A 15,907-nucleotide genomic window follows, 5' to 3' on the forward strand; every position below is an offset into this window, starting at 1 on the left:
GTTAAAACCCTTATTCTTCACCAGGGTGCCTCACCACCGGCACGCTCAGATCGTTGGTATCCATCATTGAGGCTGAGCGGTGCCCGCTAGCTTCTTGTTTTTCGTGGCGGGTGCCTTTGGTGTCGGTGATGCCGCGCCGTTTTAAGTCGTGAAGGCCGAAGAGCTCTTCCCCTGTAATGATTCCCTCTTCGATGGCCAACCTGATCAACCGCTGCCAGGCAGTGTCTAGGCCCGATTTACGTAGCTCGCTGCTGTCCGCCGCCACGATGAGTGGGCGGTTTTCTGGGTGCATCGGTACCGGTCTGCCTTTGGCTTTCCAAATTCCAGCGCGGCGCTCGGCGGCGGCGGACCAGGCGGCGGATAGTCTTGGGTACCAGCGAACGACATTATCCCGGGAGCCTTTGCGGCGGTTAGTCATCACGCCATCGGCCGTGCTGTTGGCATCGGTTAGCGTGACGACCTCAATCCCGCGTAAGCTGCAAATTTAAGTCAGCTTCATCACGATCCAGAGGTAAGGCGCGCACGCGCCTTTTTCACCGCGTGTGCGTTGGCCACGTTGCTGGGCAAATTCAGTCAGTCGAGCGATGGCGACGTCACCCCATCTTCAGTAGCAGCACCAGTGTAGGTCCAACGATAGGCATAAAAGAAGCAGCTCAGGCCCCGTAGTGTGTTACGGGGCCTGAGCGAGTAGGGGGTCTGTGCAATCAGAGGTGGCGGCTGGTCACTTACTGCAGAACAGTTATGCAGCTGTCATTCACTGTACTAGCTTTAGAGTTGGCTTTCTCAGGGCTTCGCGCATGCTCAGGCCTGTGACTTCCTGAATGAATTTTGGTTGTACTTCAAGTTTTCTCGCTAGCTCAGAAAAACCAAGGTTTTTCTTTTCTAGTAAAACTCTTAATGACTTCTCTAATAGCTCTGGAGGCTCAGGTGCTATTAAATGATCTTCCTTTTCACCTTGTGTTTCGCCGTATTTTCTAAGAGTGATAACGCCTGTTTTGTATTGGGATTCTGTTATGAGGTCAAGTTGCCTGGCTCTATACAATATAGCAGCTTTACTAACTTTCCAGTTTAATTTGAATTCCCTCATCCCCTTCCAGTCTAGCCTATTACCATTTGGGCGAGGATATAGCTTAAGCATCATTGGCCTTGGGAGTAATAAAGCGCTTGCAAACCGATTGGCTTGATTTTCAGTAGTTCTGTCACCAGTGACAATGCCTTCATGCATTACGAGATGTCCGATTTCATGGGCAATGTCGAAGCGTTGTCTACATACGCTTTCTTTTGCTGTGTTTCTCACAATAAAAGGACGCTCAACAGAAACAGATAAAGCATCGACCTCTTTCGATACAATATTAAAATTAGTGACAATTGCACCTATGTTTTCTGCTAAACGAGTCATGTTATGTATAGGTGCTAATCCTAGTCCCCAGTGTTTCCTACATTCCTCTGCTGCTTGTTCGATATCATCATTTCTCATGATGTTTTGAAAGCAGGGGATGTTCACAGGAGGGAATTTTAGCTCTTTCTCCAGCTCCTTAATAAGCAGGTGCATCATCTCTCCTCGAGCTATTGCGACCTGCTTGATGCTATTTTTAGTTGAGAATAGCTTGCGGAAATGAAACTGATCTTCGTTGAGTCGATACTCTTTTTTACTAAAAAAATTAGGCAGAACATACAAAGCATGAGCTAGAGACTCAGACAGCTCCGGCGTAGGCGAGCTTTGCCCCGTCTCTAGCTTATGCAAGTATTGGCGTGTTTTGCCAACCTTCTCAGCAACCTCTTCTAAGGCAAAGTCATTAAATATCCGTGCTAGTCTCAAAGATGATCCGTCAAAAGTAAAGCTCATCGTTATTACTCATCGAGAGCGTCGTTAGAACGCCTTTGTTGAAATGGAATGTTGTCAGCTTCTTCACTGCTATTGGTGTCGTCAAGAACATCAACATCAGGAGACAGTAACTCAGTAGCAGGGGGAGTATCTTTATCAACCGAATGTAGAATAGTGGCGCTAGATGCATACGCCCACGTACTTACCTCGTTTTGATATGCGTTATAGCCAATAAAGAAAGCGCGATCCTCATCCTCTTCAGTCATTGCCCGTTCTACAATGAAACGCCACATGACTGGCTGCTGGTCATCTTCAGCGAATAAATCGTCTACTTGATTGCGTCGAAAGAAACCCTTTTTAGAAGGTGTTTCAGGATCATCCCGGAAAAAGCGGCAGGGAACATTCCCGATAAAGAAAGTTACGTCCATACCAGGACTTGCCAATGTTAGCCAATCGAAGCGGCCGCTTTGACATAGTTGGATAAGAGCATTCCGGGAGCGCCCAAAGGTAGTAGTTTCACGAGTGTATGAGTCATCATGCTCTGAGTTCAGCTCTCTTCGAGTGTTGAACCTGATGTCTAGCAATAGCTCTGCAATAGTTGTCAAGCGTTCATCTGTAAGTTCGGCATAGAAAGCTGAAGGATGAGGTAGGATCATGATGTTTCCTGGCTGATTTTGAGTTTTGTCAACCAAAATATATGGCTATTCTGCGGATTTGTCAACCAGCCTCTTTGCTGATTAAATCAAGCAGCTTTAGCTTGTTCGTCATCATTCGCCGCCCCCTGTGCCCTGTAGAGCGCTTCATTGGTGAACACGTAGTAGCGCACTGCGCCGCCCCTGATGCCGGGTACCTTGATAGACGTTTTGCCTTCATGGTCAAGCTGAAGCACGTCATGGGCCTTTAACACCTTGTTGGCTTGGCGTGCTGAGGGTAGCCCCGCACGGCTCCACACCTCTTTTGTCCACGAGGCTGAACCAATGTAATAGGTCGTGATGGTACGGCACTCAGCGCCGCTACCTAGCGTTTCTGTGCGTCGATAGCCCAGCTTATTGACGGTGCGCGGTGCATGGGTATCGTGCTGGTAATCCACGTTCAGCCGAGAGAATCGCGCCTCTCCGTGCGTTTCAATCAGGTGGCAAAGAGCATCGAGCACCTTGGCTTCTTCCTGACTGCCAGCCCCGCCGCGCTCAGTCAGCCAGGCAGAGAAACACGCCTTAGCGGCGTTCCATGCGGTATAGGCAGGCCAGCCCGTTGCTCCCCACTCGGTGGCGTATTCACCCGCCAAGGCCACCAGGGCAAAGCGAGCAGCGGCGCGGTGCGCTTGCCCGCTGGCATCCTTCGGGAGTGTCTCTTTCTCAAAGGCTTGAAGCGTTTTGGGAAACGCTTTGATGATGGTACGCATGTTATCAGGGGTGGTGAGTGCTTCCAGGAACTTCACTAGCGGTGTGCCGTAATACTTATTAACGCTGGCCTTCAGGGAATCAGACAGATCCGCCGCGTTGTCGAAGCCATGAAGCTCTTGAAACAGGCCCATGCCAGCGCCAGCATCGGCAGGCACGCCAAGCATGCGAATATCCATGCCCGCCCGGTGCATCTGGTTGGCTTCATCCATGTGCTGTTCAAGCGTCTTCTCCCCCGTAGAGAGAAACAACAACCGCCAGCGGCGCACGGGCTTACCGTTGCCGCGATCATTCGCCCGGGCCTTCCCGGCACCGTTGCCCAGCATGTAGACCGTTTCACCGATGATACGCGGGCTACACATGCCTATTTCATCCAGGGCAAGCAGGCCGTCAGAGTGGGCGGAAGCGATCGACTCAAGGGCGTTATCAGTAGAGCGCCAGCTACGCACCAGCTTAGGCGAGCCGTATACGGAAACAGCCGCTTGAAGGTGTGTGGTTTTACCGCCTGAACTCTCCCCGTACAGGTGGAAGCCACCCGACTCTAGCCCCAGCAGGTGAAGCAACGGCCCGGCAAAAGCAACGCACACGCTTAGTGCTAGCCTGTCATTACCAGGGCAGAGCGCCCCAATGTGGGTTTGCCACTCTTCTAGTGTGCCCGCCTCTTCAATGCTGGGAAGCTCAGCACCGTGGTTAGTTTAGTGGTCAGTCCAGTCACTCATTTAGCAGGCTCCTGAGTGTGCCATGTTGTTCGGGATGGGCGATCAGCAAGCTGTTCCATTCGTCGGGATCATCGTGGCCAGCAAGGTCGCTAACCTGGCACCCAGCCTCACGTGCGATGACAATACCCGCTGCAATATCCCAAAGCTCTAGCTCCGCACCTTGAGACCAGAAGGCGTCAAACCTGCCCATGCCTGCATAGGCAATTTCCAATGCCGCAGAGCCGGGGCTGCGAATGCCTGCCACATGGGGCATCAGCGCCGCGAGCTGGCGTTGGCTCGTCATACAGTCGCCTTTATGATGGTACGGCAAGCAAGTGCCAACCAGCATCTCGTTGAGGGGGCGGGCCGATAAGATGGGTAATCGTTCGGACCCTTGGTAGGCCCCTTGGCCGCGCACGGCCCAGAGCATTTCGTCCAGTAAGGGATGATAGACCACACCCTGTGTGAGTGTTGCGCCTTGGCGCACCGCGATAGAAACCGAAAAATGCGGCACCCGGTGCAGGAAGTTGTTAGTGCCGTCGAGCGGGTCGATGATGACGGTAAGGTCGCTACTGCGAGACGACGTAACGCCCGTTTCCTCGCCAAGAAATCCCACCTCTGGATGCGCACGCTGAATGGTATCGATAATGGCGTGTTCAGCTGCCTGATCGTAATGGGTGACGAAGTCCGAGCTTCCCTTGCGTTCGAAGTCGATACCCCCCGCTTTGTGATACCCCTCAGTGAGGACTTTTCCAGCCAGCCGGGCTGCTTCTTGCAGCGTATGCATAAGGTCTGGCTGCGCTGTATGGCTCATCGCGGCACTCCTGGTACGGGGTTTTGGGCAACGTATATCACTATTACCTTAAGAGGGCTATGTGGCAATAGTGTGACATCGAAAGCTCCTTTCTCCGCATTAAAACGATTTATTGATGTTGCTTCGCTTCTTGTCTTTTGTTGTTTTTCTAGTTGGTCGGTTGCTTTCTTATTAATACATATCCCAACACCCAATCATAAACATTAAACGTTCATGATTGTCGTTCTCTTTCCTTGATATGCCCTCGGCGTTCACTAACCTCAAAGGGCTCGAGCGATAAATCGAGCGCTCTCAATCAATGAGTTTTGCCGATTACATGCAATAAGGAGATTGATCATGGCGAATAATCGCAACGATGGCGGAATGAGTCGCGAAGAGGCAGGACAGAAAGGCGGTGAGGCGACTTCCCGCAACCACGGTAAAGAGTTTTACGAAGAGATTGGCCAGAAAGGCGGCCAGAACAGCGGCGGCAATTTTGCCAACGACCCTGAACGTGCCTCGGAAGCAGGCAAGAAGGGCGGCGAAAATAGCCATGGCGGTGGTGGCAACCAGCGCTGACCGCATCGGGCTCGGCCACGCCAGGCGTGGCGTTGATGCCCGTCCAGGAGCGCCAATGTGCCGTTGGCGCTCCCTTTGATCCCGTTGGTTGAACGGGTTCGAAGCCACGGATACCGGTGTGCACTCACGACTCAAGGAGAGATGGATGAATAGTCCCGTGAATGACAAGAACTTCGACATGGTGAGCACGCTTTATCATGCGTCCAAAGGTGTTCAGCTGTGTTCGCAGTTCTCGGAAGATGCCAAACAGCACTCGGACGACGAAGCGCAGCAGTTTTTCGACCGAGTGGCCAAAAGCTATGAAGACATTGCCGAGCAGGCACGGAAGCAACTGAAACAGAAGCTTTGAGTGACTGGCCAGGGGAGTGCCCCTTGGCCATCACCTCGGCTATCAAGGAGGAGATCGCGCTATGTTCCACCATTCCAGCAAGCTTCAGTATCCCGTGAAAGTGGATAAGCCCAACCCCGAGTTCGCCATGTTGCTGCAACAGGCCATTGGCGGCATCGAAGGGGAAATTCGCGTGGCCATGCAGTATTTTTTTCAGGCCATGGGCGCGCGGGGCGATGATCGAATTCGAGACATGCTGATGTCTACGGCGACGGAAGAGCTGTCGCATATCGAGATGCTGGGTCATGCCGTCGCCTTGAACCTGGAGGGCGCGCCCGTGGCCTACCAGGAAGCCACGGCTCAGGATCCGGTGATGAACGCCATTCTGGGTGGCGCCAACCCCCGCCACCTGCTTTCGTCGGGGCTGTCGGCCATGCCGGTGAACGCCAACGGCGTGCCTTTCGACATGAGCCATGTATACGCCACCGGCAATATTGCCGCCGACATGCTGGCCAATGCCACCGCCGAAGCGGGTGGCCGCGTGCTGGCCTCGCGGCTGTACAACTGGACCGACGACCACGGCATGAAGGATTTTCTGTCGTTCCTGATTGCCCGGGATACCTACCACCAGCAGCAGTGGCTGGCGGTCATCGAAGAGCTGGGCGGCTTCGAGAAGCAGTTGCCGATCCCCAACGCGACGCCTCAGGACCATGAGGCCATGCAGCACTCCTACTACTACCTCAATACCCTGCTGGACAAGGAAGCGCCCCAGGGCCGCTGGGCAGAAGGCCCTTCGCTGGATGGCCGCAGTGAATTCAGCGTGCGCAACCAGCCATCACCGGAAGGGCAGGAGCCGAGCCTGGGCGGGGCCAAAGAGAAGTCTGACGCCCAGAAAGAGCAAATCGACCCGAACAAGTAGGCTTGTGACACAAGGAGAGGACACCATGGAAGCTCACTATCTGGAAAACTGGCTGCGCGATGCCCATGCCATGGAAAAGCAGGCTGAGGATATGTTGAAGTCTCAGGCGAAACGTCTGGAACATTACCCTGAGCTGCGCGCCAGAATCGACCAGCACCTGCATGAAACCGAGCACCAGGCCGAGAAGCTGGAGCGGGTCATGCATGACCTGGGCATCGACACCTCGGCCATGAAAGACCTGGGCGGCAAGCTCTCTGCCTTTGGCCAGGCGCTGGGTGGCATGATGGCGGGTGACGAAGTCGTGAAAGGCGGCATTGCCAGCTACGCCTTCGAGTGCTTTGAAATTGCCAGCTATCGCGCGCTGATAGCGGCCGCCGAAAAGGCCAATCAGCCTCAGGTGGTACAAGTCTGCCAGGAAATCCTGCAGGAAGAGCAGGCCATGGCCGACTGGTTGAGCCAGCATCTTGATGACACCACCCAGGCCTTTTTGGCTCGGGCTGAAAATGATGACCTGAAAGCGAAGAGATAGCGCGGCCTAGCCCAGCCCTGCTATGCCCGCTTCCCCGGCCTTTGGCCGGGGTTTTTTGTGGTTGGCCCGCCAGAAAAGCGGGCCGAGCGTCAGAAGATTACAGATGGTCCCGAGGAATCCTCGACGACCAGTTCTTGGAAAACACGCGATACGACTGCTCGTAGGCATCCAGCTGGGCGTGGACGATAAAGTGCGTGTCGGTACAGCTCAGCACCGTGCGGGTATACACCTCGGTATCCCAATCGCCCCGTTTGAAGTGGCTTTCGGTGAGGGTTTCTCCCCGAGCCGAGGTGAAATCATCCGTCACCGTGCTGTAGTACTCCCGCGCACAGCGGTGTACCTCGGTGCCCGTGTCGTCGATGCAAAAGCGCCCCTGATCGTTGATGACTTCCAGGGTCGAGCGCTTGGTGGCCAGGTCACGGTGCAGCAACCAGTTGTGCTGGCTGGGGGCCAGCGGCGTCGTGGCCAATGGGGGCGCTTGCTCGGGTGGGCCAAAGGGCTGCGCGGGCTCGTGGTCGGGGGCGTGCCGTACCGGCAGGTGCAGCGCGCACTGGTCGTAAATGATATCCACCTGAGCAGGCCGAGGAGAGAGCCATGCCAGCGGCCAGTAAGAGGTAGAGAGCGAGACCCTCAACTGATGGCCTGCAAGGAAGCGCTGGGCAATGCCGTTCATGGGAATGCTCACCCGGTAAGCTTCGCCTGGAGTCAATGGGCTGGGATGAGCATCGCTGTCGCGGTGGGTCAGGTTCAATAGCCCGTAGGTAACGCGGGTGGCCTTGCCGTCCGGGGCCACGTCGGAAAGGCGAACGGCCAGCATGGCCTGGGGCTGGTCGCTAGCCACCGTGAGAGTCACGCTGGGGATGCCGACGATGTCTAGCGGCTCGGAGAGCGGGCCGCTGCTGAAAATCAGCGACCCGCCATCTTCTTCACGCTGGTCGCCGGGCAGGTCGGGCGTGGCGGCGTAGGAGCACCACTTGCCTGCCGCCATGCCCACGCTGATGGGCGACTGCAAGCCCTGGCGGGGCGGCGAGGCCTCCTCGGCAGGAGGCACCGTGGTCAAGCGGTAGGGCTGCAGGTAGTAGCGCGTAGGTTGAATGCGCGGAGAGGGCCATTGCGGTTCGCTTACCCAGCGCCCTGGGCGATGGCAATAACGGTTGTCGGGGGGCACGCTGTCCTGCTGCCACACCTGCAGCATGGGGTCGTCCATGATGCCGTTCTGCTTGCCCTTCAGCCAGTAATCCCACCAGCGCAAGGCTTCCTGCAGAAAGCCAATGGCCGGGCCGGGAATGCCCTGATGAGGGTACTTGTGGCCCCAGGGCCCTATCAGGCCCTTGCGCGGTACGTCGAGGTGCTCCATGAGGCGAAACACGGTATTGGTAAAGCCGTCGGCCCATCCGCCTACCGCGTAGACCGGGCAGCGTATGGCATCGTAGCGTTCTCCCACCGAGCTTGCCGTCCAGTAGTCGTCGCGGCGCTGGTGGCGCAGCCACTGGTCGATCCAGAGGCCGCTGTGCTCCATGCGCTCGAACCACATCTCCCGCCAGCGCTCACCGACGATCTCCGGGTCGGGCGGCAGGGCGTTGAAGGCCAGCATGACGGTGGCTTCCGACAGGTTGTCGCCCAGCAGGCAGCCGCCCATGTAGTGCATGTTATCGGCGTACAAATCATCGCTGGAGCAGAGGCTGATGACGGCTTTCAAGGCCGGTGGCTGGCGGGCCGCCACTTGCAGGCTGTTGAAGCCGCCCCACGAAATGCCCATCATGCCGACCTGGCCGCTGCACCAGGGCTGCTCGGCCAGCCAGGCAATCGCCTCCACGGCGTCCTGCTGCTCCTGCTGGGTGTACTCATCGGTGAGCACGCCATCCGAGTCACCGCTACCCCGCATGTCGATGCGAATACAGGCATAACCATGGCCCGCCATGTACGGGTGATTGCCGGCATCCCGCCCGCGGGTTACGTCGCGCTTGCGGTAAGGGATGTACTCCATGATGGCAGGAAACGGCGTGTCATCTGGCGTTTCGGGTAGCCACAGCTTGGCAGCCAAGCGCTGGCCATCGCGCAGGGGAATAAAGACGTTTTCGATGTGGCGAACGGGGTAGGGAAAGTCGCGGACGATATCCATGGGGTCTCCTTATCGGCGGATCGGTTCGATCTCGAAATTGAGAAAGTCCAGGCAGTATTGATAGCGCTCCTCTATTTCTTCATGGGTCGTGCCGGAGAGATGCAGCGTGCCCAGGCGATAGCAGAAGCTGTCCTGGTGCATCAGCTGGCTGAGCTGCTGGCCGGGGGCGACATCGATGAGCACCTCCGTGTGGGGTAGGCGGGCTTGCAGCTCGGCGATCTCGGCAGGGCTGGGGATGCGTTTGACCACGCCATCCTCATGGGGGTATGGAATGAAGCATTTGGCCGCCACGGGCGCGACGCCCTGGCGGCTGAGCAGGGAGGGGCGTTGGCCCAGCGCAATGTCCACGGCGATCTCGTGATTGGACATGCCGTCCACCAGCACGAAAATATCGCTATGGGACTGCGAAATGCGGGTGTTGAACTCGATCAGCCAGAGCTGCTGGCGAGCCTCGTCCCACATGAACTCGGCATTGAAGCAGCCATTGTTGTAACCGATGTGGGTCAAAAAGCGCTTGGCGGTATCCACCATCTTGTGATGCACGTGCTCGGGCAAATGGCTGGGATACTCCAGCCGGTCGAACAGAGACGCCGAGTGCTCTGCCTTGGGCTGAGCAATGATGCCGTGCACATTGAACTCGCCCTGGAAGACAGACCCCTCCGGCGCGGCCTGGACACCGCTGATCAGCGACTCCGCGATGCACGCATTGCCTCCCAGGTGGGCGATGTCATCGGGCAGCTCGGCGTAGGCCAGCGCTTCGTTGAAGGCGTCGCCCAACTGACGAATGCCCTGGCGAATCTCGCCGATGGCATGGTGAAAATCCGCCTCGTTCTCGATCTTGAAGCCCAGGTGGGAAGAAAAGGCCTTGACCGGCTTGAGCCAGAACGGAAAGGGCAGGGTGACCTGTGCCAGTGGCTCTTCGGCGAACGGGTCGAGGCCGCAAAAATCGGGCACCACCTCAGGAATGACGTGTTGCTGCTCGATACGGCTCCACAGTTTGTGCTCGCACTTCAAGACGCTGGTGAGCGAAGGAGAGGGGATTTGATACTGCTGGCACAGCAGGGGCACCATGACGCTGGTAGGGAAGTCCCATTGGGCAATGATGGCATCAATGGTGCCGGGAAATGCCGAGAGCTGTTTTTCGACTCGTTTCAATAACTGGTTGAATGAGACATTGGGTGCCTCGACCGCGCTTTCGACGGTCAATAGTCCATGCAGTTCCAGAGACTTTCTATCTCTTAATGTTTGTAGTGCTTTTTGTTGCTTTTCTTCCAAAGCGATAATAAAGACATTGCGTTTCATGGCCTGCTCCATCAGGTAACGTTAGGCGTGAGATCCTTGTCGCCGTGATGAAGATTATGAAATGAAAAGTTTATTGGCTAGTCTATTATAAGTCGTCAGTTTTAAAATTAATGTATGTGGCAGAGGTGCGTTAAAGCTACAGGAGTGAATGTTTTTGGATGTTGCTGAAATGTTGCTGAGAAAGAGGGTGGTTTTTTGATGATTTTATGTCTAATTTTTTAGTGGGCCGTTTTTATAAAGAAAGTTTTGATGGTTTGATGTCGGTGTTGGGCGAATGCAATGTAGTGTTATGTTATTAAGGTTTTTTAGGGTTTGCGTGTTTTTATTAACAAATGTTAATCATGATAGGTTTCTTGGCGTTTGATAGCGCAAACTATGAAAGTTTCTTGTTTGTATGTTTATAGTTGTCTATATTTTTGTCGCGTTATCTTCCTTTTAGTGTATAGAAATTATAAAAAATTCCGGGTGAGTATAGCATTTGTCTAACTACAAAGGAGTGTAGAGATGAATAAGTTTGAAGTCGCAATGGTTTGCCGGGCCCCCTGGGGGCCGAGGGTGGTTGTATAAGTATTGGTGAAGTGTTGGGGCTGTACGGTGAGCTGGGGGCAGAGTCACTGGAGGCCTTGGCCAATGTTCGACAAAAACCTGTCGAGCTGAAGAGAAACCAGAAAGTCTTTTCGCTATGCGAGGGGCGTGCCGATATCTTCGTGGTGAAAGAGGGCTGGGCAAGTCTATCCCATGCCACTTCTACACGTGGGCAAGATATTTGTAACGTCTTCATGCCGGGCGATATTATCGGAATGCGAGAAAGCTTTTTTGAAAGTCACGATATCGTGATTCTCTCGCTGACACATTGCAAGTTGGAAAAAGTATCGGTAGATGATTTGCATGCGTTGTTTAAAACCAACGACGAAATTCGCAAGGCCATTACCTCGTATGTCATGGTCAACGACAATATTACCATCGAGCGTTTGCGAAGTTGTACGCATCATCGGTCAGAAGAGCGAGTGGCGCACTTCTTGTTGGAAGTCTATGCGCGATTCAATTTCAAAGGCCTGCTGAACAGCAACGTATTCTCCTTTCCGGTGACCCAGGACATCGTAGGAGAGCTTCTGGGCATGACCAGCGTGCACGTCAGCCGCTGCATGACCGCGTTGGAGCAGAAGAAGCTGATCCGCAAGACGCGTAGCAGCATCAAGCTGCTGCAGCCGGAAGAGATGGCGCGTAATACGGGCTTCGACCGGGATTTCATCTACGGCCATATATGCCTGGGTTAGCGCACGCCCCTCGCCCGCCACCCGCGCCGCTTCCCTCGAGCGGCGCTTTTTTTGGCCCGATGTTTATCAAACATTGAAATTCGCCCGTAGTCCGCTGTGCGCAGGGTGGTTGCTGCGGTGGGCCTCAACGGGGTGTCCATGAGCATGAAAAAAATGTCATAACGCACGTTATGAGCGGGGTTCCCAAGGGTTGCAAGCCGTCATGCGTGGGCTAGGCTTCTCCCTGCACTGTGTTTCTGAATGAGACACGTTTTAACTGAAATTTAATCATACAAGGAGTGGATTAGATGACAGTCGGCAATACACCTCTCAAAAACCTGACGGCCCACAAGCAGTACAGCGACATGGCAGATACCCCTTCTGCCAGCAATACGCGAGTGGACCTCTATCCTACTCGGCTGGCCACTGCGCCGGCATCATTGACCCAGGCACGCCGTGACGACGTGGTCAAAGGGCGTGCGCTCCCGGGGCCGCTTACCCAGGCGCAGCTGGATGAGTTCGAGCGCAAGGGCTATCTGTTTATTCCAGACCTGATCCATGGCGACGAGCTGGATGCGCTTCGCGATGAAATCGAGTCGTTGATGAGCAACGATGCTTACCGCGAGCGGGAGTTCAGCATCACCGAGCCGGAAAGCCAGGAGATTCGTTCGCTGTTCGCCGTGCACCATCTCTCTTCCCGTCTGGGGGCGCTGGCCAGCGACGAGCGGCTGGCAGGGGCGGCACGTCAGATCATCGGTGACGACCCTTACGTGCATCAGTCGCGTATCAACTACAAGCCTGGCTTTGCAGGCAAGGGGTTCAACTGGCACTCGGATTTCGAGACCTGGCACGCCGAAGACGGTATGCCCAACATGCATGCGGTCAGTGCGTCGCTGATTCTCACCGATAACCACGAGTTCAACGGCCCGCTGATGCTGATTCCAGGGTCGCACAAAGCGTTCGTGCCCTGCCTTGGTGAAACACCCGAGGACAACCACAAAAGCTCGTTGAAAGCCCAGGAGGTCGGGGTGCCCAGCCCGGAGGCACTGCGTTACATGGTCGACCAGTACGGCATCGAAGCGCCGAAGGGGCGAGCAGGGGGCTTGCTGCTGTTCGATTGCAACACCCTGCACGCTTCCAATGCGAACCTGTCGCCGGACCCGCGCAGCAATGTCTTTTTCGTGTTCAATCGGCCGGACAACCGCTGCGGTGCGCCGTTTGCCGCCCCCAAGCAGCGGCCCGCGTTTCTGGCCCATGGGCCTGATCAGCCTTGGCAGCCGGGTGTTTAAACGTTTACGTGCCTTGGGTACATAAGGCAGGGTGCAAGAAAAGCAGCGGGAAGGTTGTGGAACAAGCGCAAGGGTGGGGTAGACTAGTGCGCCTGTCGTTGCGAATGCGGCACGCATAATGAGAAGGAGAATACCCGCCATGCGTTTTGTTCCACAGTTTACCGATGGCCAGGAGTTTCCCCACGCGCTGGGCAAAGTCGTGTGTGTAGGCCGCAACTACGCCGACCACGCGAAGGAACTGGACAACCCGGTTCCCAGTGAACCGCTGCTGTTCATCAAGCCGGCCACCAGCGTGGTGGATTTGACCAAGCCGCTGGACCCGCCGTTTTCACGCGGTGAAGTGCATTATGAAGTCGAGCTGGCGCTGCTGGTAGGGGAAACCCTGACCCATGCCACTCAGGATGAAGCGGAGCGTGCCATTGCCGGGATCGGCCTGGCGATGGATTTGACGCTGCGCGATGTGCAAACCACGTTGAAAGAGAAAGGCCATCCTTGGGAAATCGCCAAGGCTTTTGATGGGGCTTGCCCGCTGTCGCCGTTCCTGCCGTTGAGCCGCGTGCCCAACTGGAACGCGCTGAGCTTCACGCTGGAAATCGACGGCGAGGAGCGCCAGCACGGCGAAGGCTCGGACATGATCTTTGCGATCCCGACGCTGGTCGCGGAAATGAGCCGGCATTTCACCCTGGAGCCCGGCGATGTCATCCTGACCGGCACGCCTGCTGGTGTGGGCGAGCTGACTCGCGGCGCATCACTGCGCTTCACGCTCACCGGCGGGCTGGAGATCAACACCAGCGTGGTCGAATAAACGACCCCATCGGCTGAGCGTCAAAAGCCCCCGCTGCCCTGGGCAGCGGGGGCTTTTTTTATGCTGGAATGTCAGGCGAGAAGGGGGCTCCTGCCCTCTTGCTCCTGGGCGTTACGCCAGAGTACTACTTCAGAGCACTAATCCAGATCGCTATTCCAGATAAGTGTAGCCTTCCAGCCCTTCGGTCAGGCTGGCGGCAAAGTGCGCCTGCTCTTCGGCCGAGAAGCCGCTGGTCACCAGCTGTTCGGTCAGCTTCTGCTTCAGGACGCGGGCATCGAAATTGACGTAGGCAAGCACGTCCGCCACGGTGTCGCCTGCCTGCGGGTTGGAGAGTACCCACTCGCCGTCGGCGCCCAGAGCGGCATCCACCGAGTCGGTATCGCCGAACAGGTTGTGCAGGTCGCCGAGAATCTCCTGGTAGGCACCCACCAGGAAAAAGCCCAGCCAGCGCTCGTCATCGTTGGCCCATTCCGGCAGCGGTAGCGTGCTCTCGACGCCCTGGCCGTCCACGTAGCTGTCAATGCGGCCATCGGAGTCACAGGTGATGTCCTGAATCACCGCGCGGCGAGTGGGCGCCTGGTCCAGCCCGCTGAGTGGCAGTACCGGGAAGATCTGCTCGATCCCCCAGACATCCGGCACCGACTGGAACAGCGAGAAATTGACGAACAGCTTGTCGGCCAGTTTCTCGGCCAGCTCGTCCATGATTTCCCGGTGGGCACGGTTGCGGGTATCGAGCTTGCCCCGCAGGCGCGCGCAGGCAGCCATGTAGAGGCGTTCGCCTTCGGCGCGGGCGCTGATGCTGCTCAAGCCCAGTACGAAACGATCCTGAAGCTCGCTGACGGCTTGCAGCAGGTCGTGCCAGGCTTCGACCAGCACCCTGGGCTCCTGGTGTTCGGCCAGCTGGTCCAGCACGCGCCACAGTTCATCCACCTGGGGGTCGTCGGTAACGCTGCGTACCGGCGGCGTGTGGTCGATACGCTCTTCACCGATCACGTTGGTGATCAACACCGCATGGTGAGCGGTCAACGAGCGGCCGGATTCACTGATCAGGTGTGGCTGTGGCAAGTCGGCTTCCTGACACAGCTGAGCGAAGGCGCTGACCACGTTGCGCGCGTACTCCTGCATGGAGTAGTTGGCCGAGCAGTAGCTGCGCGAGCGGGTGCCTTCGTAGTCGATCCCCAGGCCGCCGCCCACGTCCACGGTGTCGATGGGGGCGCCCAGCGCCATCAGGTTCTGGTAGAAGCGCGCACATTCGCGCAGGCCGCGCTGGATGTCGCGGATATTGGCGATCTGGGAGCCCAAATGGAAGTGCACCAGCTGCAGGCTGGCCAGGGCGTCCTGGGCGCGCAGGGTGTCCACCACTTCCAGGATCTGGCTGGCGGTGAGGCCAAACTTGGACTTTTCGCCACCGGTGTTCTGCCACTTGCCTTTGCCTACCGAGGCCAGGCGCGCGCGCAGGCCGATGCGCGGCGTCACGTCCAGCTCCCGAGCTTCTTCCAGAATCAGATCCAGCTCGGAGAGTTTTTCCACCACCAGATAGACGCGGTGGCCCAGCTTCTCGCCCAACAGCGCCAGACGCACGTATTCACGGTCTTTATAGCCGTTGCAGACGATCAGCGACGAACCGCCGTCGGAGAGCGCCAGGACGGCCAGCAGCTCGGGCTTGCTGCCCGCTTCCAGCCCCACGCGACCGTTGCCACGCTCCGAGGTGGCCAGAATCTCTTCGACCACGCGGCGCTGCTGGTTGACCTTGATCGGGTACACTGCCGTGTAGCCGCCTTCATAGGCCACATCCTGCATGGCGGCGTCGAAGGCGCCACACAGCTGCTCGACGCGGTCGTGAAGAATGTCGCTGAAGCGTACCAGCACCGGTAAGCGCAGGCCGGCCTGCTGCAGCTGGCGAACCAGCGCGCTGATCGGCAGGGCAGGGCCTTCGGCATCGCTGCCCAGGGGGCGCACCAGCGCCTGGCCGTGGTCATCGACATCGAAGTAACCGCTGCCCCACTGGTCCATGTTCCAGGTACGACGGGCGCGTACGGCGGGGCTGCTGGTTGCGGCCATG

General features: G+C 56.9%; 15 protein-coding genes. 7 read left to right on the forward strand and 8 right to left on the reverse strand.

What is annotated here, in order from left to right:
• Positions 1-10 precede the first annotated feature (10 nt).
• The 5 genes from RVM26_RS00125 to RVM26_RS00145 form a co-directional block, all read right to left on the reverse strand.
• Positions 11-418 carry a site-specific integrase gene (locus RVM26_RS00125; RefSeq protein ID WP_260851279.1) on the reverse strand — a complete coding sequence of 136 codons (408 nt, stop codon included), beginning with the start codon at positions 416-418 and terminating at the stop codon, positions 11-13.
• Between the two features lie 336 nt (positions 419-754).
• Positions 755-1,846 carry an XRE family transcriptional regulator gene (locus tag RVM26_RS00130; protein WP_287804539.1) on the reverse strand — a complete coding sequence of 364 codons (1,092 nt, stop codon included), beginning with the start codon at positions 1,844-1,846 and terminating at the stop codon, positions 755-757.
• 5 nt (positions 1,847-1,851) lie between these two features.
• Complete coding sequence (locus RVM26_RS00135; protein WP_222114769.1) at positions 1,852-2,481, reverse strand: hypothetical protein; 630 nt, start codon at positions 2,479-2,481, stop codon at positions 1,852-1,854.
• Positions 2,482-2,567: 86 nt separating this feature from the next.
• On the reverse strand, positions 2,568-3,893 hold the full coding sequence (locus RVM26_RS00140; protein ID WP_498941691.1) for a DUF927 domain-containing protein: 1,326 nt from the start codon (positions 3,891-3,893) through the stop codon (positions 2,568-2,570).
• Positions 3,894-3,936: 43 nt separating this feature from the next.
• Entirely contained in the window at positions 3,937-4,737 is an 801-nt protein-coding gene (locus RVM26_RS00145; RefSeq protein ID WP_498940084.1) for an inositol monophosphatase family protein, read from the reverse strand.
• 336 nt (positions 4,738-5,073) lie between these two features.
• Here RVM26_RS00145 and RVM26_RS00150 point away from each other — a divergent pair, with 336 nt between their 5' ends.
• The 4 genes from RVM26_RS00150 (at position 5,074) to RVM26_RS00165 (ending at position 7,071) form a co-directional block, all read left to right on the forward strand.
• Positions 5,074-5,295 carry a con-10 family general stress protein gene (locus tag RVM26_RS00150; RefSeq protein ID WP_039182913.1) on the forward strand — a complete coding sequence of 74 codons (222 nt, stop codon included), beginning with the start codon at positions 5,074-5,076 and terminating at the stop codon, positions 5,293-5,295.
• Between the two features lie 145 nt (positions 5,296-5,440).
• Positions 5,441-5,644, forward strand: coding sequence for a hypothetical protein (locus RVM26_RS00155; protein WP_039182769.1), 204 nt, complete (start codon positions 5,441-5,443; stop codon positions 5,642-5,644).
• 61 nt (positions 5,645-5,705) lie between these two features.
• Positions 5,706-6,542, forward strand: a complete 837-nt coding sequence (locus RVM26_RS00160) for a manganese catalase family protein (protein WP_498940086.1) — start codon at positions 5,706-5,708, stop codon at positions 6,540-6,542.
• A 25-nt stretch (positions 6,543-6,567) separates the two neighbouring features.
• A complete protein-coding gene (locus RVM26_RS00165) occupies positions 6,568-7,071 on the forward strand; it encodes a ferritin-like domain-containing protein (protein WP_039182776.1) in 504 nt (167 codons plus the stop codon).
• Positions 7,072-7,168: 97 nt separating this feature from the next.
• Here RVM26_RS00165 and RVM26_RS00170 read toward each other — a convergent pair whose 3' ends face one another.
• The gene (locus tag RVM26_RS00170) at positions 7,169-9,193 is read right to left on the reverse strand and encodes a CocE/NonD family hydrolase (protein WP_498940089.1); all 2,025 of its coding nucleotides are present in this window, start codon (positions 9,191-9,193) and stop codon (positions 7,169-7,171) included.
• 9 nt (positions 9,194-9,202) lie between these two features.
• Entirely contained in the window at positions 9,203-10,495 is a 1,293-nt protein-coding gene (locus tag RVM26_RS00175; protein ID WP_287808360.1) for an ATP-grasp domain-containing protein, read from the reverse strand.
• 530 nt (positions 10,496-11,025) lie between these two features.
• Here RVM26_RS00175 and RVM26_RS00180 point away from each other — a divergent pair.
• The 3 genes from RVM26_RS00180 (at position 11,026) to RVM26_RS00190 (ending at position 13,845) form a co-directional block, all read left to right on the forward strand.
• Positions 11,026-11,772 (forward strand): Crp/Fnr family transcriptional regulator, encoded by a 747-nt coding sequence (locus RVM26_RS00180; protein ID WP_498940091.1) that lies wholly within the window; start codon positions 11,026-11,028, stop codon positions 11,770-11,772.
• Positions 11,773-12,059: 287 nt separating this feature from the next.
• Positions 12,060-13,040, forward strand: coding sequence for a 2OG-Fe(II) oxygenase family protein (gene thpD / locus RVM26_RS00185; protein ID WP_498940093.1), 981 nt, complete (start codon positions 12,060-12,062; stop codon positions 13,038-13,040).
• Positions 13,041-13,179: 139 nt separating this feature from the next.
• A complete protein-coding gene (locus tag RVM26_RS00190) occupies positions 13,180-13,845 on the forward strand; it encodes a fumarylacetoacetate hydrolase family protein (protein WP_039182787.1) in 666 nt (221 codons plus the stop codon).
• A 150-nt stretch (positions 13,846-13,995) separates the two neighbouring features.
• Here RVM26_RS00190 and speA read toward each other — a convergent pair whose 3' ends face one another.
• A complete protein-coding gene (gene speA, locus RVM26_RS00195; protein WP_167538928.1) occupies positions 13,996-15,906 on the reverse strand; it encodes a biosynthetic arginine decarboxylase in 1,911 nt (636 codons plus the stop codon).
• Between the last annotated feature and the right edge of the window lies 1 nt (position 15,907).

This window comes from Halomonas sp. KM072, assembly GCF_050710315.1.
GTDB lineage: Bacteria > Pseudomonadota > Gammaproteobacteria > Pseudomonadales > Halomonadaceae > Vreelandella > Vreelandella hamiltonii.